Origin of the sequence: Pseudomonas tritici (genome assembly GCF_014268275.3) — a bacterium.
Taxonomy (GTDB): Bacteria; Pseudomonadota; Gammaproteobacteria; order Pseudomonadales; family Pseudomonadaceae; genus Aquipseudomonas; species Aquipseudomonas tritici.
In genome coordinates this window covers 6,070,515-6,087,181 of the sequence record NZ_CP077084.1, presented here as the reverse complement: position 1 = coordinate 6,087,181, position 16,667 = coordinate 6,070,515, and the positions used below count along the sequence as shown (strand labels likewise).

The window sequence follows — 16,667 nt, the reverse complement described above, 5'->3', positions numbered from 1 at the left end:
AGCATAACCGCTGGCCTGCGCCTCTGGTATTCTCGTCGCCATGAAAAAAACTCTCCCTTTAAGCCTGATCGCAGCCCTCGGTGAAAACCGCGTGATCGGCGTCGACAACAGCATGCCCTGGCACTTGCCGGGGGATTTCAAATATTTCAAAGCCACTACGCTCGGCAAGCCGATCATCATGGGGCGCAAGACCTGGGATTCTCTGGGCCGACCGCTGCCGGGGCGCTTGAATCTTGTGGTTAGCCGTCAGACCGATCTGGCGCTTGAAGGTGCGGAAGTTTTTCCGTCATTGGAGGCTGCGGTTGAACGCGCTGAGGCGTGGGCGCTGGAGCAGGGCGTGGATGAGCTGATGCTGATCGGTGGGGCGCAGTTGTATGCGCAGGGGCTGGAGCAGGCGGATCGGTTGTATTTGACGCGGGTGGCGTTGAGCCCGGAAGGGGACGCATGGTTTCCGGAGTTTGATGCGGACCAGTGGAAGCTGGTTTCAAATCTGGAGAACCCAGCTGAAGGCGATAAGCCAGCGTACAACTTCGAGGTCTGGGAAAAAATCTAACTTCTTGTAGTGAGCGGGCTTGCCCCGCGCTGGGTGGCGAAGCCGCCCCGCGCGGGGCAAGCCCGCTCACTACAGTTCTTGGCTTCAGGCCTGCGCTAATTCCGCATGCTCATCCGCATTCAACAATTCCTTATCCGTCTGGCCCATGATCTGGCTGGTAATTGCCCCCGCCGTCATCGAACCGTTCACGTTCAACGCCGTGCGGCCCATGTCGATCAGCGGCTCCACGGAAATCAGCAGCGCCACCAGTGACACCGGCAACCCCATGGCCGGCAGTACGATCAGCGCGGCAAATGTCGCCCCGCCGCCCACGCCTGCAACACCTGCCGAACTTAAGGTCACAATCGCCACCAGCGTCGCGATCCACAGCGGGTCCAGCGGGTTGATGCCCACGGTTGGCGCGACCATCACCGCCAACATCGCGGGATAAAGGCCCGCGCAACCGTTCTGGCCAATGGTCGCGCCAAACGAGGCGGCGAAACCGGCGATAGACTGCGGGATACCCAGGCGACGGGTCTGCGCTTCAATGCTCAGCGGGATCGACGCGGCGCTGGAGCGGCTGGTGAAGGCAAACGTCAATACCGGCCACACCTTGCGGAAAAAACGCAGCGGGTTGATCCCGGCTAAAGACAGCAGCAGGCCGTGCACCATAAACATCAGGCCCAGCGCCAAGTACGACACCACCACAAAACTGCCGAGCTTGATGATGTCTTGCAGGTTGGAGCCGGCGACCACTTTGGTCATCAGCGCCAATACGCCGTAGGGCGTCAGCTTCATGACCAGGCGCACCAGGCGCATCACCCAGGCTTGCAGGGTGTCGATGGCGTTGAGTACTTTTTGACCTTTTTCCACGTCATCCTTGAGCAGCTGCAGCGCGGCAACGCCCAGGAAGGCCGCGAAAATCACCACGCTGATAATCGACGTCGGCTTGGCGCGCGCGAGGTCGGCGAACGGGTTGGCCGGCACGAACGACAGCAGCAATTGCGGGATATTCAGGTCGGCGACCTTGCCGGCGTAATCGCTCTGGATCACCTGCAGGCGTGCCATTTCCTGGGTGCCGGCCACCAGGCCTTCGGCGGTGAGGCCGAACAGGTTGGTGAGGCCAATACCGATCAGCGCGGCAATCGCGGTGGTGAACAGCAGCGTGCCGATGGTCAGGAAACTGATCTTGCCCAGGGACGAGGCATTGTGCAGACGCGCCACGGCGCTGAGGATCGAGGCGAACACCAGCGGGATCACGATCATTTGCAGCAGTTGCACGTAGCCGTTGCCGACCAGGTCAAACCAGCCGATGGACGCCTTGAGTACCGGATTACCATCGCCGTAGATCGTGTGCAGCACGGTGCCGAACACCACGCCGAGAACCAGGGCGAATAGAACCTTCTTGGCGAGGCTCCAGTGTGTGCGACGGGTTTGTGCCAGGCCCAGCAACAGGGCCACGAACACCAGTAAGTTGAGAATCAGGGGCAGATTCATTAGAGCTCCGTTGAGAAGGCAGCCAATCGCGTGAGCCTGCGATTGCGAACCGGGAAGCCTAACAGCTTGAAATATATTGATTTAATACCGATATGGAATGGTCAGTGTCGTTTTTGGAATAAGCATTTGCCGCTCAGGCGTATGAGTGTGACGGGATCAGGACGCGTACGGTCGTGCCCGAAGTGGGAACTGTCACAGGGATTTGTTAGCGTCGATGTCTTTCACTCAGGGAGACAACGCCTATGAAGTTCGTGCCGAAATTACTCGCCGCCGCATTCTGCCTCGGACTCGTCAGCCAGGCGTTCGCCGCCACCGAGCTGAAGCACTGGCCCGCGCCGGCGGCCAAGCAACTGAATGAAATGATCACTGCCAACGCCAACAAGGGTAATTTCGCGGTGTTCGACATGGACAACACCAGCTACCGCTACGACCTCGAAGAGTCCCTGCTGCCCTACATGGAAAACAAGGGCCTGATCACCCGTGAGAGCCTTGATCCATCGCTCAAACTGATGCCGTTCAAAGACACCGCCGACCATAAGGAAAGCCTGTTCAGTTACTACTATCGCCTTTGCGAAGTGGACGACATGGTCTGCTACCCGTGGGTCGCCCAAGTGTTTTCGGGTTTTACCCTCAAGGAGCTCAAGGTGCAGGTCGATGAGCTGATGGCCTCCGGCAAGCCCGTGCCCGTCAGCTATTTCGAAGGCGACGTGGTGAAAAAATCCGAGGTACAGCCGCCGAAAGTCTTCACCGGCCAGGCCGAGCTGTACAACAAACTGATGGAAAACGGCATCGAGGTGTATGTGATGACCGCGGCTTCGGAAGAGCTGGTGCGCATGGTCGCCGCCGATCCGAAGTACGGCTACAACGTCAAACCCGAGAACGTCATCGGCGTGACCACCTTGCTCAAGGATCGCAAGACCGGCGAGCTGACCACCGCGCGCAAACAGATCAGCGCCGGTAAATATGACGAGAAGGCCAACCTCGGCCTGGAACTGACCCCCTACCTGTGGACCCCGGCCACCTGGATGGCCGGTAAGCACGCGGCGATCCTCACCTATATCGATGAGTGGAAAAAACCGGTGATCGTCGGCGGCGATACCCCGACCAGCGACGGCTACATGCTGTTTCACGATGTGGACGTAGCCAAAGGCGGCATCCACCTGTGGATCAACCGCAAGGACAAGTACATGACGCAGCTTAACGGCATGATCGCCAAGCACGCAGCGGCGCAGGCCAAGGAAGGGCTGCCGGTGACGGCGGACAAGAACTGGGTGATTGTGAAGCCTGAGGATATTCAGTAAGCGTTTTCAGTCGAAGTGCGGTCAGTGTGGGAGCTGGCTTGCCTGCGATGGCATCGCCCGGTGTATCAGGTACACCGCAGTGTCTGCATCGCAGGCAAGCCAGCTCCCACATTTGATCTCCGGTAGATTGGAGATTCGGCCAGGCAAAAAAATGCCCCGCACATGGCGGGGCATTTGTATGCGCGAGGCTTACAGGCCGTCGAGCATCGCTTTGTTACGCACAGCGCCCTTGTCGGCACTGGTCGCCAACAACGCATACGCCTTCAACGCCGTGGTGACTTTGCGCGGACGCTTCTCCACCGGTTTCCAGCCTTTCTTGTCCTGCTCGACCCGGCGTGCCGCCAGTTCTTCATCGCTGATCAACAGGTTGATCGAACGGTTCGGAATGTCGATCAGCACCTTGTCGCCGTCCTGCACCAGGCCGATCGCGCCACCGGCAGCGGCTTCTGGCGAAGCGTGGCCGATGGAAAGGCCCGACGTGCCGCCGGAGAAACGACCGTCGGTCAGCAGCGCGCAGGCTTTGCCCAGGCCTTTGGATTTCAAGTAGGAGGTCGGGTACAGCATCTCCTGCATACCCGGGCCGCCTTTCGGGCCTTCGTAGCGGATGATCACGATGTCGCCTTCCTTCACTTCGTCGGCGAGGATGCCGCGAACCGAGCTGTCCTGGCTTTCGTAGATCTTGGCGCGGCCTTCGAAGACGTGGATGGATTCATCCACACCGGCGGTTTTCACCACGCAGCCATCGAGGGCGATGTTGCCGTACAGCACGGCCAGGCCGCCTTCCTGGGAGTAGGCGTGCTCGACACTGCGGATGCAGCCGTTCTCACGGTCGTCATCCAGGGTGTCCCAACGGGTCGACTGGCTGAACGCGGTTTGCGTCGGGATGCCCGCCGGGCCTGCCTTGAAGAAGTGATGCACCGCTTCATCGTCAGTCTGGGTGATGTCCCACTTGGCGATGCCTTCGGCGAGCGTCTTGCTGTGCACGGTTGGCAGGTCGGTGTGCAGCAGGCCGCCACGGGCCAGGGAGCCAAGGATCGAGAAGATCCCGCCGGCGCGGTGCACGTCTTCCATGTGGTACTTCTGGATGTTCGGCGCGACTTTGCACAGCTGCGGCACGTGACGGGACAGACGGTCGATGTCGCGCAGGTCGAAATCGATCTCGGCTTCCTGGGCCGCGGCCAGCAAATGCAGGATGGTATTGGTGGAACCGCCCATGGCGATGTCCAGGGTCATGGCGTTTTCGAACGCCTTGAAGTTCGCGATATTGCGCGGCAACACCGATTCATCGTTCTCGGTGTAGTAACGCTTGCACAGCTCGACGATGGTGCGGCCGGCCTGCAGGAACAGCTGCTCGCGGTCGCTGTGAGTGGCCAGTGTCGAGCCGTTGCCCGGCAAGGCCAGGCCCAGGGCTTCCACCAAGCAGTTCATCGAGTTGGCGGTGAACATGCCGGAGCACGAACCGCACGTTGGGCAAGCGCTGCGCTCGTATTCCGCAACCTTCTCGTCAGAAGCGCTGGAATCGGCGGCGATCACCATGGCGTCGACCAGGTCGAGGCCGTGGGACGCGAGTTTGGTCTTGCCGGCTTCCATCGGCCCGCCGGAGACGAAGATCACCGGGATGTTCAGGCGCAGGGCGGCCATCAACATGCCAGGGGTGATCTTGTCGCAGTTGGAGATGCACACGATGGCGTCGGCGCAGTGGGCGTTGACCATGTATTCCACGGAGTCGGCGATGATCTCGCGGCTCGGCAGGGAATACAGCATGCCGTCGTGGCCCATGGCGATGCCGTCATCCACGGCGATGGTGTTGAATTCCTTGGCTACGCCGCCAGCGCGCTCGATCTCGCGGGCGACCAGTTGGCCCAAGTCCTTGAGGTGGACGTGGCCGGGTACGAACTGAGTGAACGAGTTGGCAATCGCGATGATCGGCTTCTTGAAGTCGTCATCTTTCATCCCCGTGGCACGCCACAGTGCGCGCGCGCCGGCCATGTTGCGGCCATGGGTGGATGTTTTCGAGCGGTAATCAGGCATTGGAGCACTCCGGGCGGCTAATCGGTATCAAAGGGGAGTGAGCTTCTATTGACGTCTGGAACACCCGAAAAATGGCACTGGTGTCCGGAAGTTGCCGCAAACGTGACGGGATCGCCGTGCGCATTGGCCTTGAGCTCATAAACCCGCCGGGGGATGACTGGCGATGAATAGGCCGATTCTACACCGCTGGCGGCTGGAGGGAATGGCCGTCTACCCGCAGGAGCGCGCATTTGTCATCCAACCCCACAGGCTGAAGACAATGAAGCTCACGCCGATGGTCAACAACAAATGAGTCCCGGTTTGCGCCAGCGCAGCGCTGCTGGCGGCTGCGGTCAGGAACATGATGCTGTTCCCCGCCGATGCCGCCGTCCCTGCGCTGCTGGAAAACAGCAGCATCGCCGCTGAAATCGCCGCGGGCCGAACCAGCGTCACGGCCAGTGCGCTGATCAGCATGGGGATCAACAGGCTCACGGTGTTGATGGCATCAAGGCTGACGATCAGCGTCAGCAGCACCCCCGCGATAAGTAACAATCCGAGACCGATATTGATTTGCCGGGCCAATGGAATGTGTTTTTGCAGATAGGAGGCCGCCACGCCACCGAGCAAATAGGCCACGCCGTACACCATCAGCACCAGCGCGTACTGGTATTCGGAGAGCTTCAACGCATCCATGAAAATCAGCGGTGTCACGCTGATCAGGGCGAAGTAGCAGGCAAACACCAGCGCTGCGATCCACCAGTAGCGCAGGAAGTCGCGATGACGTGCGACGGCTTTCAGCGTGCCGAAGATCGATACAGGCGCGCGGTGCGGGCTGGCGGACTTGGACGGCAGGATGCAGAACGCGTGGATCAACATGCCCAGCGCCATCAGCGCAAAGCCGTAGAAGCTGCCTTGCCAGTCGAAGGTGGTTTGCAGCCATGAGCCGATCAGCGGTGACAGCGCGACAAATGAGCCGCTGAGGGTCATGTAATAGAGTCGTACGCGAGCGCGGTCTTGTTCGTCGAACAGGTCTTCTACCAGTGCGTGGCCGAGTACGAAGAAGCCACAACCCATTGCCTGGACGCTGCGAAACAGCAGGAAGGTCAGGTAGTCCGGCGCCAGCGCGCAACCGATAGCACCCAGGATAGAAAGGGTGATGCAGCCGATCAGGACTTCCTTGCGGCCCCATTTATCCGATAACGGGCCGGCGACCAATTGAGAGATCGAAAAGACCAGTGTGAACAGGCTGATGGACAGTGCGACGTCTGCGGTAGGCGTGTCGAACCTGGCGGCCAGGGCGGGGAATGAGGGCAGCAGGATATTGATCGGGAAGAAGCTGATCAGGGAAATGCAGGTGATCAGGATGAAGCGGGAGCGCATGGAGCCAGACATTGTTTTTGTTTTCCGGAGTAACACCAGAAACCGATACTAGTCTGCGAAAAATGGAATTCAATTAAAACTATTGTGGGAGGCCTCTTGGATCCACGTGGTTTGCGGCGGTAGGAAAAATCCTTCTGGCACAACACAAAAAAATGTGGGAGCTGGCTTGCCTGCGATAGCGGTGTAACAGATTAAAAATCTGTAACTGATACACCGCTATCGCGGGCAAGCCCGCTCCCACCTTTGATCTGCGTGTTACTTAGCTATTGGGCAACAACCGGCACGTAATGCTTTTGATATACCGCGTCTCGACAATCGCCGGGTGCACCGGATGATCCGGACCCTGGCCACCACGCTCTAGCATCTGGATATTGCGATCCAGGTGGCGGGCGCTGGTCAGCAGGATGTTTTGCAGGTCGTCTTCCGGCAGGTGCATGGAGCACGACGCGCTGACCAGGATGCCGTCCTTGCTGAGCAGGCGCATGGCTTGCTCGTTGAGGCGGCGGTAGGCGCCTTCGCCGTTTTTCATGTCTTTTTTGCGTTTGATGAAGGCCGGTGGGTCAGCGACGATCACGTCGAAGCGTTCTTCGCTGGCTTTCAGCTCTTTGAGGGCTTCGAAGACGTCGCCTTCAATGCAGGTCATCTTCTCGGCAACGCCGTTCAGTGCCGCGTTGCGCTCCACGCCGTCGAGGGCGAAGGCGGAGGCGTCGACGCAGAACACTTCACTGGCGCCGAAAGCTGCTGCTTGCACGCCCCAGCCGCCGATGTAGCTGTAAAGGTCGAGTACACGCTTGCCTTTGGCATACGGGGCCAGGCGGGCGCGGTTCATGCGGTGGTCGTAGAACCAGCCGGTTTTCTGGCCCTGGATGACCGGGGCTTCGAATTTCACGCCGTTTTCTTCCAGGGCGACCCATTCAGGTACCAGGCCGAACACGGTTTCGACGTAGCGGTTGAGGCCTTCGGCGTCGCGCGCGGCGGAGTCGTTCTTGAACAGGATGCCGCTCGGCTTGAGCACTTGGGTCAGCGCAGCGATCACGTCTTCCTTATGCGCTTCCATGGTCGCCGAAGCGATCTGCACCACCAGGATGTCGCCGAAACGGTCGACTACCAGGCCCGGCAGCAGGTCGGAATCGCCGTAGACCAGGCGGTAGAACGGCTTGTCGAACAGGCGATCACGCAGTGACAGCGCCACGTTGATCCGGTGCACCAGCAGCGACTTGTCCAAAGGCAGCTTGATGTCGCGCGACAGCAGGCGGGCGCAGATCAGGTTGTTCGGGCTCATGGCCACGATGCCCAGGGTCTTGCCGCCGGCTGCTTCCAGGATAGCCTGGTCGCCTGCCTGGAAGCCGTGAAGTGGGGTGGCCGCCACGTCGATTTCGTTGCTGTAGACCCACAGGTGGCCGTTGCGCAAACGGCGATCAGCGTTGGGTTTGAGGCGCAGGCTTGGCAGGGACATGACGTCGCTCCGGAAAAAAGAGCGGGAGTATACCGTGTTGCACAGGACTCTGTGACGCCGCCGGACATGTGGGCTGTGATGCCCCTGTGGGAGCCGGGCTTGCCCGCGATGCAGGCGACTCGGTATGTCTGTTACTGCGAGGAGATGCTATCGCAGGCAAGCCAGCTCCCACATAACCCGGTTCCCACATTGAATCGGGTTTCAGTTCGGGTTTTTGAGGTGTCGGTCAAGTCTTCATAGGGGTTAGAATCCCCGCCTAGCCCGGAGTATGTACTTATGTCCCAAGAGCTTTCCGCCGAACAGATCCAGCAGACCTTGCAAGGCATCAGCGTGCCGCCTCAACCGCAGATCATGGTGGATTTGCAGATGGAGCAGTACATGCCCGACCCGGACCTGGAGGTGATCGCGCGGTTGATCTCCCAGGACCCGGGCCTGTCCGGCGCGCTGCTGAAGATTGTCAATTCGTCCTATTACGGCCTCAGCAACAAGATCGCCTCGATCCAGCGCGCAGTGAACCTGCTGGGCAGCCGTTCTATCATCAACCTGATCAACGCCTTGTCGATCAAAGGCGAGATGAGCGACGACACCATCGTCACCCTCAACCGCTTCTGGGACACCGCCCAGGATGTGGCCATGACTTGCCTCACTCTGGCCAAGCGCACCGGGTCGCAAGCCGTAGACGAGGCATATGCCTTGGGCCTGTTCCACGATTGCGGCGTGCCGCTGATGCTCAAGCGCTTCCCCAACTATATGACGGTGCTGGAACAGGCATACGCCAACGCCGGCCCCGACTCCCGCGTGGTCGACACCGAGAACAACGCGTTCAACACCAACCATGCGGTGGTGGGTTACTACACCGCCAAGTCCTGGCGCCTGCCGGAACATGTAACCGATGCCATCGCCAACCACCACAATGCCCTGGCGATTTTCAGCGATGAGTCGTCGCGCAATTCCCAACTGAAAAACCTGCTGGCGATCCTGAAAATGGCCGAGCACGTCTGCTCGTCCTACCGCGTGCTGGGCAACCAGGCGGTCGACCATGAGTGGAATACCATCGGCCACCTGGTGCTGGACTACGTGGGGCTGTCGGACTACGACTTCGAGAGCATGAAGTTGTCGATCCGCGAGCTGGGCGCGCACTGACCCTTCCTTCACGAGGTACACATGCCCGAGTTACCAGAAGTCGAAACCACCCGGCGCGGCATTGCACCGCACTTGGAAGGCCAGCGCGTCAGCCGTGTGGTGGTGCGTGAACGGCGCCTGCGCTGGCCGATCCCGGAAGACCTTGATGTGCGCCTGTCCGGGCAGCGCATCGTGCTGGTGGAGCGGCGGGCCAAGTACCTGTTGATCAATGCCGAAGTGGGCACCCTGATCAGCCATCTGGGCATGTCGGGCAACCTGCGCCTGGTGGAAGTCGGCATGCCGGCCGCCAAGCATGAGCATGTGGATATCGAGCTCGAATCCGGCCTGGCCCTGCGTTACACCGACCCGCGGCGTTTCGGCGCGATGCTGTGGAGCCAGGACCCGCACAACCATGAGCTGTTGATTCGCCTGGGGCCAGAGCCGCTGACGGACCTGTTTGATGGCGATCGCTTGTTTCAACTGTCCCGTGGACGGTCGATGGCGGTGAAGCCGTTCATCATGGACAACGCGGTGGTGGTGGGCGTGGGCAATATTTACGCGACGGAAGCGCTGTTTGCAGCGGGGATCGATCCGCGTCGCGAGGCGGACGGCATTTCGCGAGCGCGTTATTTGAAGCTGGCGATTGAGATCAAGCGCATCCTGGCCGCCGCTATCGAGCGCGGTGGTACGACGCTGCGGGACTTTATCGGCGGTGATGGGCAGCCGGGGTATTTCCAACAGGAGCTGTTCGTTTATGGCCGCGGCGGCGAGGCGTGCAAGGTCTGCGGGACTGAGTTGCGCAATGTGGTGCTGGGGCAGCGGGCGAGTGTGTTTTGCCCCAAGTGTCAGCGCTGAACCTGTGTGATGGCTGAAATCGCCATCTCAGGCCTGTCTGCTCCCACATTTGAATGTGTTCACACATCCAATGTGGGAGCTGGCTTGCCTGCGATGAGGCCCTTCCAGGCCCTGAAAAAGCTCAAGCCTTACCGGTAATCTTCCGGTACTTCTCCATCAACTGCTCTTCCGTCTCCGGATGGGCTTCATCCAGCGGAATGCAATCTACCGGGCACACTTGCTGGCACTGAGGTTCGTCATAGTGGCCGACGCACTGGGTGCACAGGTTAGGGTCGATCACGTAGATCTCTTCGCCTTGGGAAATCGCGGCGTTCGGGCACTCGGGTTCGCAGACGTCGCAGTTGATGCAATCGTCGGTGATGATCAGGGACATGGAAACTCCTGCCAGGGCTGTCAGCCAAGGCATCTGAAAACTAATGCGCGCAATTGTGCCGCATTGGCGCCCGCAGTGCGAGCAGGCGCCGATTCAGCGGTCTTATTTCTTGAAGCGCAGTGTCAGCGCATCGGCCACGGCCGGGTGCACGAACTTGGTAATATCGCCGCCCAAAGCGGCAATTTCACGGACCAACGTCGAGGAAATGAACGAATAACGTTCCGACGGCGTGAGGAACAGGCTTTCCACGTCCGGCGCCAATTGGCGGTTCATGTTAGCCAGCTGGAATTCATATTCGAAGTCCGACACCGCGCGCAGGCCACGCAGGAACACATTGGCGTTCTGCTCTTTGGCGAAGTGCGCCAGCAGTGTGGCAAAGCCCACCACTTCCACGTTGGGCAGGTGTTTGGTGACCTCACGCGCCAGCTCCACGCGCTGTTCCAGGGGAAACAGCGGGTTTTTCTTGGGGCTGGCCGCGACCGCGATGATCACATGGTCGAACAAGCGTGAGGCGCGTTCGACCAGATCGCCATGGCCTTTGGTAATCGGGTCGAAGGTACCTGGGTACAACACTCGGTTCATCGCGTCGTCCTGGCGGAGTCCGTTGGGGAACCGGATGGTATCGCAGCCATCCCGGTCGGCCAAGTCGACTTATGTAGATACATGCCGCTTATCGCGCGTTTTTTCATGCTGTTTTCAGACGTTCGGCCAAAGCCGTCGCCAGTTGCGCGGTCAAACCGTACACCGATAATTGTGGATTGGCCCCAATACTGGTGGGGAATAGCGAGCCATCGTGGATCGACAGGTTGCGCAGTTGGTGATGACGACCGAGGCTGTCGGCCACGGCGTTTTTCGGGTCTTCACCCATGGCACAACCGCCCATCACATGGGCGCTGCCCAGGCAGGTGCGGTGCAGTTCCAGGTTGAGGCCGTCGATCAGGCTGCGCGCTTCGGCCAGGGTTTTCACGTAGCGCGCGTCGTGGTGCAGCGGCTTGACTGACTTGGCGCCCGCCGCGAACTGGATCTCGGCCATGCTGTGGAACGCGCGGCGCAGGCCGTCCCAGGCGTAATCCGAGACCTGATAGTCGAGCACTGGCGTACCGTCGCCGCGCAATTCCACGCTGCCGCCCGGGCTGTCGGGGTGGAAGCCGTCGCGCAGTAACGCCAGCATCGCGTGGGTGTTGGGCAATTGGCTCATATCCAGAGCGTTCTGGGTGCCATAGCCGCCGAGTAGGGTGCTCGCCAACGCGGGGTGTAAGGGTGGCGCCTCTAGCTTGTAGGACATTTTGCCGGTGGTGCCGTCCTGCCATTGGAAATGGTCGGAATAGATCGACTGGGGGGCGCCATAGAACGGGTTGATCACCTCATCGAATAGACCCGCGGAGAAATTCACCAGATGCAGGAAGGTGCGCTTGCCCAACCGCGAATGCGGGTCCGGAGCACTTGAGCGCATCAGCAGTGCCGGGCTGTTGATACCACCGCCCGAGAGTACGTAATGCTTGGCTTTTACCGTGATCTTACGTCCGGTCGGCGCCACGCACAGGTCGTCCAGGGCTACGCACTCCAGGCTGTTGATGGTGTCGCCGTTGTAGACGAGGCGTTCGGCGCGTGCCAGGTAAAGCAGCTCGCCGCCCTTTTCCAGGGTGGAGGGAATAGTGGTCACCAGCATCGACTGCTTGGCGTTGACCGGGCAGCCCATGCCGCAATAGCCCAGGTTAAAGCAGCCGCGCACATTGCGCGGGATCACGTGCCAGCTGTAGCCGAGCTTTTCGCAACCTTTGCGGATCACATCATTGTTCGGGTTGGGCGGCAGGGCCCAGGGCGCGATGCCCAGGCGTTGTTCCATCTTTTCAAACCAGGGCGCCATCTCGGCGCTGCTGTGACCCTTCACCGCATATTCGCTGGCCCAATGGGCGAGGGTGGCGTCCGGGGTGCGAAAGCTCGACGTCCAGTTGATCAAGGTGGTGCCACCTACCGCCCGACCCTGCAGGATGGTAATCGCGCCGTCCTTGCTCATGCGGCCGATGCCTTCCTGGTACAGGCTGGTGTAGGCCTCGTCCTCGAGCAGCTTGAAATCGCTGCTGGTCTTGAGCGGGCCTTCTTCGATCAGCAGCACTTTGTAGCCAGCAGCGCTGAGGATTTCGGCGGTGGTGCCGCCACCTGCGCCGCTGCCGATGATCGCCACATCGGCTTCCAGGGTCAGGTCGCTGTCGAGGGCGGCGCCGTTATGGGTTTTCCAGCCACGGGCCATGCCGTCGCGGAACAGATCAGGTACGGGCATAAAAGTGCACTCTTATTTTTGTACGGAGTTGCGGTCAATGTGGGAGCTGGCTTGCCTGCGATGGCGGTCTGTCTGGCAGTGCATTTATGGCTGATCCACCGCTATCGCAGGCAAGCCAGCTCCCACATTTGATTGGGTTATCAAGGCTAAATCTTCGGCGGGCCCGGATAGCCGCAATGCGCCCAGGACGCCGGCTGGAAGTACCAGGCCATGATCACCAGCTTGAGCAGCGAGCCTTGGCCCATGCGCAGCAGGTTCAGGTAGCTGTTTTCCCAGCGGTGCAAAAAGTTGCGGATCTGTTCGCCGCTGGCGTTTTCCCAACTGCCCCAGATCCCGGTCAACGGCCCACGGGTAATGCCCATGCCCAGCACGTCGAACAGTTGCTGGGTGAGCTTGAACATCTCCGGCGACAGGCGCTGCAGGCTGAAGTCGAGCTTCTTAAGCGTGTCTTCAATCCCGCGGGCGACTTCCTGGGCGCTGGCGACGCCTTCGAGCAGCACTGGGATAACCGCGCGCAAGAAGGGCAAGTCACTGCTGCGCAACATGGCAAAGCCGCTGGCCGGCGTGCTGCTGGAGCAACCGCTGAGGCTGGCGCCGAGCCCGGCGGTGGCCAGGAAGGCGCTGGCACACAAGCCGATTTTCAAGACGCCGCGCCGTGAAAGCGCAGGTGAATCAGTCAGGCTAGGGTTCATTGTTATTGTTATCCCGTGGGTGGCGGTATCAGCGAACGAACAGCTTCTGGATCAACTTCTGGATTGATTTGCCGTAGGGCGGGTAGATCAACTTCGCCGCGTTCAGGCGTTGTTTCACCAACACACCCTTGGCTTTGCTGAAGGTAAGAAAACCTTCGTGACCGTGGTAATGGCCCATGCCCGACGGTCCGATGCCGCCAAACGGCATATCGTCCTGGGCCACGTGCAGCAAGGTGTCGTTCAGGCACACGCCACCGGAATGGGTTTCGTGGAGCACGCGGTTTTGCTCGCCCTTGTTGTAGCCGAAGTAATACAGGGCCAGTGGGCGAGGGCGCTGGTTGATGTAGGCAAAGGCTTGGTCGATGCCGCGATACGGCACGATCGGTAGCACCGGGCCGAAGATTTCGTCCTGCATCATGGTCATATCATCGCTGACATTCAGCAGCAGGCTGTGAGCCATGCGCCGCGCCTGGCCCTGGTCGTACAGCGGGATCAGGGTGGCGCCCTTGTCGGTGGCGTCTTTCACGTAAGCGTTGAGCCGGGCCAGTTGTCGCTCGTTGATGATGGCGGTGTAGTCCGGGTTGTCGGCCAGGGTCGGATAAAACCCGCGAATGGCCTGGGTGTAGGCCTCGACGAAACCCTCGACACGATCTTCCGGCACCAGCACGTAGTCGGGCGCCACGCAGGTCTGGCCGGCGTTCAACGCTTTACCGAAGGCAATGCGCTCGGCAGCGTCCTTGAGCGGTACATCAGCGGACACGATGGCTGGCGACTTGCCGCCCAACTCGAGTGTGATCGGCGTGAGGTGTTCGGCCGCTGCACGCATTACATGCTTGCCGATGCTGGTGGCACCGGTAAACAACAGGTGGTCGAAGGGCAGCTTGGAAAACGCCATGCCTACTTCGGCTTCACCCAGCACCACGCACACCAAATCCTCCGGGAAGACCTTTGCCAGCAGCGCCTTGAGCAGTTCGCCGGTCGCGGGGGTAGATTCGCTGAGCTTGAGCATCACCCGGTTACCCGCCGCCAACGCGCCGACCAGCGGACCGATGGCCAAGTACAGCGGGTAATTCCAGGGCACGATCACGCCGATAACGCCCAAGGGCTGGTAGATAACTTTGGCCGAAGCCGGTTGGAAGGCAATGCCTACAGCTCGCCGGGACGGTTTCATCCAGCCCTTCAGGTGTTTGCTGGCATAGTGAATGCCATGCAGGCTGGGCATCAGTTCGGCGAACAGGGTTTCGTCGGCGCTGCGGTGGCTGAAGTCCTGGCTGATCGCGTTGATCAACGCCTGGCGCTCGTCGCTGAGCAAATCACGCAGCGCCTTCAGCCATTGTTGGCGCTGTGCGGCCGGTGGCATCGGGTTGGCGGCGTAGGCGCAGCGTTGCGCATCGAACAGGGTCTGGAGTTGATCCAGCGCCTGGGAATCTTGCAAGTAGGCAACGTTGGCAGACATGGCGGCGTTCCCGATTGTTATAGGTCTGCCTGGGTTTTTAGAGTCATTACTCTAAATTGTCAAATAACATTGCAGCCACATGCAGATTTATCCTGGCAAGGATAGGCCGTAAGATGCCCCATCACGTGTACAGAAGCTGATCCCCTATGGCACCACGAGTAAAGACCAGCGAGCGCATTGTGCAAACCAGCCTGGAGCTTTTTAACCAGCAGGGCGAGCGCAGTGTGAGCACCAACCACATCGCCGCCCATATGGAAATTTCGCCGGGCAACCTGTACTACCACTTCCCCAACAAGCAGGCGATCATCGCCGTACTGTTTCGCGAATACGAAGCCCTGGTGGACAGTTTCTTGCGCCCGCCTCAAGGTCGCGCCATGGCCGTGGCGGATAAGCGCTTCTACCTGCAAGCCGTATTGGCCGGCATGTGGCGTTATCGTTTCCTGCACCGCGACCTCGAACACCTGTTGGAAAGCGATCCAGAACTGGCCACCGGCTATCGGCGTTTTTCCCAGCGCTGCCTGATCCAGGGCGGCGCGATTTACCAGGGGTTTGTCGATGCCGGCATCCTGAATATGGACCCGGTGCAAACCGAGGCGCTGACCCTCAATGCGTGGATTATCCTGACCTCCTGGGTGCGTTTTTTGTGCACGACCAACGAAAATTCCGCCCACTTGAGCGCCGAGGCCATCAAGCGCGGGGTGTATCAGGTGTTGGTGTTGGAGGCTGGGTTTGTCACGCCCCAGGCGAAAGAGGCCGTGGACGCCTTATTCAAAGAGTTTTACGTGCCGTTGAATCAGGCATTGGAAGAAGTGAAGTAGGACCTTTCTCGAATCTATTCATAGGAGGCCGTCATGCCGCTTGCCCAACTGATCAGCCCCCAGCAACTGGCCGAGCGCCAGAAGGCTGGCGGGTTGGTGATCCTGGATTGCCGCTTTGCCCTGGAAGACCCGGACTACGGGCGCTGCAGCTACGCCGAAGGGCATATCGAGGGCGCGCAGTATGCTGACTTGGAGCGGCATCTGAGCGGGCCAGTAACCAAGGGCGTGACCGGGCGTCATCCGTTGCCGGTGGCTGAAACGTTCGCTCGGCAATTACGGGCATGGGGCATCAGCGCTGACACCGATGTGGTGCTGTATGACGACGGTCCTGGCGCCTACGCCGCGCGGGCATGGTGGCTGTTGGTTTGGTTGGGCAAGCGTGATGGCGTGTTTATTCTGGATGGCGGCCTCAAGGCATGGCATGCCGCGGGTTTCCCGTTGAGCCTGGATGCGCCGGTCCTTGAAGCTGGGACTTTCGCGGGGACGCCGGACAATCGCCTGCTGCTCGATGCCGAACACCTGCAAAAACGCCTGGGCCAGCCGGGATTGACGCTGATCGATGCGCGCGCTCAACCGCGTTTTCGCGGCGAAGTGGAGCCTATCGATCCGATTGCCGGGCACATCCCTGGCGCGCAATGCGCGGCGTTTAACGAAAACCTGGGCAGCGACGGTCGCTTCCTGCCGGCAGATCAGCTTAAGCAGCGCTTTGCTGCCCAGCTCCAGGGGCGCTCGCCGGATGAACTCGTGGCGTATTGCGGTTCAGGCGTGACGGCCTGCCACAACCTGTTTGCGCTGAGCCTGGCGGGTTACCCGTTGGGTAAGTTGTATGCGGGGTCTTGGAGTGAGTGGATTACGGATCCGGAGCGGGCGATTGCTACCGGCGACTGAGCCTGT

The 16,667-nt window shown here is 60.2% G+C and carries 15 protein-coding genes; 6 read left to right on the top strand and 9 right to left on the bottom strand.

The features are described 5' to 3' along the window. Nucleotides 1-40: 40 nt before the first annotated feature. Nucleotides 41-553 carry a dihydrofolate reductase gene (locus HU722_RS27995; protein ID WP_065871976.1) on the top strand — a complete coding sequence of 171 codons (513 nt, stop codon included), beginning with the start codon at nt 41-43 and terminating at the stop codon, nt 551-553. Nucleotides 554-637: 84 nt separating this feature from the next. Here HU722_RS27995 and HU722_RS27990 read toward each other — a convergent pair whose 3' ends face one another. Next, a complete protein-coding gene (locus HU722_RS27990) occupies nt 638-2,029 on the bottom strand; it encodes an L-cystine transporter (RefSeq protein WP_065871975.1) in 1,392 nt (463 codons plus the stop codon). Between the two features lie 242 nt (nt 2,030-2,271). Here HU722_RS27990 and HU722_RS27985 point away from each other — a divergent pair, with 242 nt between their 5' ends. After that, complete coding sequence (locus tag HU722_RS27985; protein WP_065871974.1) at nt 2,272-3,330, top strand: HAD family hydrolase; 1,059 nt, start codon at nt 2,272-2,274, stop codon at nt 3,328-3,330. Nucleotides 3,331-3,519: 189 nt separating this feature from the next. Here HU722_RS27985 and ilvD read toward each other — a convergent pair whose 3' ends face one another. The 3 genes from ilvD to HU722_RS27970 all read right to left on the bottom strand — a co-directional run bounded on the left by ilvD (nt 3,520) and on the right by HU722_RS27970 (nt 8,176). Further along, nucleotides 3,520-5,361: a dihydroxy-acid dehydratase gene (gene ilvD, locus HU722_RS27980; RefSeq protein WP_065871973.1), complete on the bottom strand. Its 1,842-nt coding sequence runs from the start codon at nt 5,359-5,361 to the stop codon at nt 3,520-3,522. Nucleotides 5,362-5,571: 210 nt separating this feature from the next. After that, on the bottom strand, nt 5,572-6,732 hold the full coding sequence (locus HU722_RS27975) for an MFS transporter (protein ID WP_065891350.1): 1,161 nt from the start codon (nt 6,730-6,732) through the stop codon (nt 5,572-5,574). A 247-nt stretch (nt 6,733-6,979) separates the two neighbouring features. Next, complete coding sequence (locus tag HU722_RS27970) at nt 6,980-8,176, bottom strand: class I SAM-dependent rRNA methyltransferase (protein ID WP_049711083.1); 1,197 nt, start codon at nt 8,174-8,176, stop codon at nt 6,980-6,982. Nucleotides 8,177-8,506: 330 nt separating this feature from the next. Between HU722_RS27970 and HU722_RS27965 the strand changes: the two genes are divergently transcribed. Both HU722_RS27965 and mutM read left to right on the top strand, forming a co-directional pair. Then, nucleotides 8,507-9,319: an HDOD domain-containing protein gene (locus HU722_RS27965; RefSeq protein ID WP_175403042.1), complete on the top strand. Its 813-nt coding sequence runs from the start codon at nt 8,507-8,509 to the stop codon at nt 9,317-9,319. A 21-nt stretch (nt 9,320-9,340) separates the two neighbouring features. After that, on the top strand, nt 9,341-10,153 hold the full coding sequence (gene mutM, locus HU722_RS27960) for a bifunctional DNA-formamidopyrimidine glycosylase/DNA-(apurinic or apyrimidinic site) lyase (protein ID WP_065871971.1): 813 nt from the start codon (nt 9,341-9,343) through the stop codon (nt 10,151-10,153). Between the two features lie 121 nt (nt 10,154-10,274). On the opposite strand, the gene HU722_RS27955 is transcribed toward mutM, so the two are convergent. From HU722_RS27955 to HU722_RS27935, 5 genes are all read right to left on the bottom strand, one after another. Further along, a complete protein-coding gene (locus HU722_RS27955) occupies nt 10,275-10,526 on the bottom strand; it encodes a YfhL family 4Fe-4S dicluster ferredoxin (protein WP_003195146.1) in 252 nt (83 codons plus the stop codon). A gap of 102 nt (nt 10,527-10,628) precedes the next feature. Next, the gene (coaD, locus tag HU722_RS27950; RefSeq protein ID WP_049711086.1) at nt 10,629-11,108 is read right to left on the bottom strand and encodes a pantetheine-phosphate adenylyltransferase; all 480 of its coding nucleotides are present in this window, start codon (nt 11,106-11,108) and stop codon (nt 10,629-10,631) included. A gap of 103 nt (nt 11,109-11,211) precedes the next feature. Further along, nucleotides 11,212-12,807 carry a GMC family oxidoreductase gene (locus HU722_RS27945; protein ID WP_065871969.1) on the bottom strand — a complete coding sequence of 532 codons (1,596 nt, stop codon included), beginning with the start codon at nt 12,805-12,807 and terminating at the stop codon, nt 11,212-11,214. Between the two features lie 146 nt (nt 12,808-12,953). After that, complete coding sequence (locus tag HU722_RS27940) at nt 12,954-13,499, bottom strand: twin-arginine translocation pathway signal protein (RefSeq protein ID WP_065871968.1); 546 nt, start codon at nt 13,497-13,499, stop codon at nt 12,954-12,956. 28 nt (nt 13,500-13,527) lie between these two features. Next, a complete protein-coding gene (locus HU722_RS27935) occupies nt 13,528-14,955 on the bottom strand; it encodes a coniferyl aldehyde dehydrogenase (RefSeq protein ID WP_186752962.1) in 1,428 nt (475 codons plus the stop codon). A gap of 146 nt (nt 14,956-15,101) precedes the next feature. Here HU722_RS27935 and HU722_RS27930 point away from each other — a divergent pair, with 146 nt between their 5' ends. Then, nucleotides 15,102-15,773 (top strand): TetR/AcrR family transcriptional regulator, encoded by a 672-nt coding sequence (locus HU722_RS27930; protein WP_065871966.1) that lies wholly within the window; start codon nt 15,102-15,104, stop codon nt 15,771-15,773. A 33-nt stretch (nt 15,774-15,806) separates the two neighbouring features. Further along, on the top strand, nt 15,807-16,661 hold the full coding sequence (locus HU722_RS27925; protein ID WP_065871965.1) for a sulfurtransferase: 855 nt from the start codon (nt 15,807-15,809) through the stop codon (nt 16,659-16,661). Nucleotides 16,662-16,667: the final 6 nt, after the last annotated feature.

Bases quoted from the DNA above. Each gene is read 5' to 3' on its own strand.
- HU722_RS27975 (WP_065891350.1), bottom strand. From the start codon at position 6,732: ATGTCTGGCTCCATGCGCTCCCGCTTCATCCTGATCACCTGCATTTCC.
- HU722_RS27985 (WP_065871974.1), top strand. From the start codon at position 2,272: ATGAAGTTCGTGCCGAAATTACTCGCCGCCGCATTCTGCCTCGGACTC.
- HU722_RS27930 (WP_065871966.1), top strand. From the start codon at position 15,102: ATGGCACCACGAGTAAAGACCAGCGAGCGCATTGTGCAAACCAGCCTG.
- HU722_RS27995 (WP_065871976.1), top strand. From the start codon at position 41: ATGAAAAAAACTCTCCCTTTAAGCCTGATCGCAGCCCTCGGTGAAAAC.
- HU722_RS27940 (WP_065871968.1), bottom strand. From the start codon at position 13,499: ATGAACCCTAGCCTGACTGATTCACCTGCGCTTTCACGGCGCGGCGTC.
- ilvD (WP_065871973.1), bottom strand. From the start codon at position 5,361: ATGCCTGATTACCGCTCGAAAACATCCACCCATGGCCGCAACATGGCC.
- HU722_RS27935 (WP_186752962.1), bottom strand. From the start codon at position 14,955: ATGTCTGCCAACGTTGCCTACTTGCAAGATTCCCAGGCGCTGGATCAA.
- HU722_RS27970 (WP_049711083.1), bottom strand. From the start codon at position 8,176: ATGTCCCTGCCAAGCCTGCGCCTCAAACCCAACGCTGATCGCCGTTTG.
- mutM (WP_065871971.1), top strand. From the start codon at position 9,341: ATGCCCGAGTTACCAGAAGTCGAAACCACCCGGCGCGGCATTGCACCG.
- HU722_RS27925 (WP_065871965.1), top strand. From the start codon at position 15,807: ATGCCGCTTGCCCAACTGATCAGCCCCCAGCAACTGGCCGAGCGCCAG.
- HU722_RS27955 (WP_003195146.1), bottom strand. From the start codon at position 10,526: ATGTCCCTGATCATCACCGACGATTGCATCAACTGCGACGTCTGCGAA.
- coaD (WP_049711086.1), bottom strand. From the start codon at position 11,108: ATGAACCGAGTGTTGTACCCAGGTACCTTCGACCCGATTACCAAAGGC.
- HU722_RS27990 (WP_065871975.1), bottom strand. From the start codon at position 2,029: ATGAATCTGCCCCTGATTCTCAACTTACTGGTGTTCGTGGCCCTGTTG.
- HU722_RS27945 (WP_065871969.1), bottom strand. From the start codon at position 12,807: ATGCCCGTACCTGATCTGTTCCGCGACGGCATGGCCCGTGGCTGGAAA.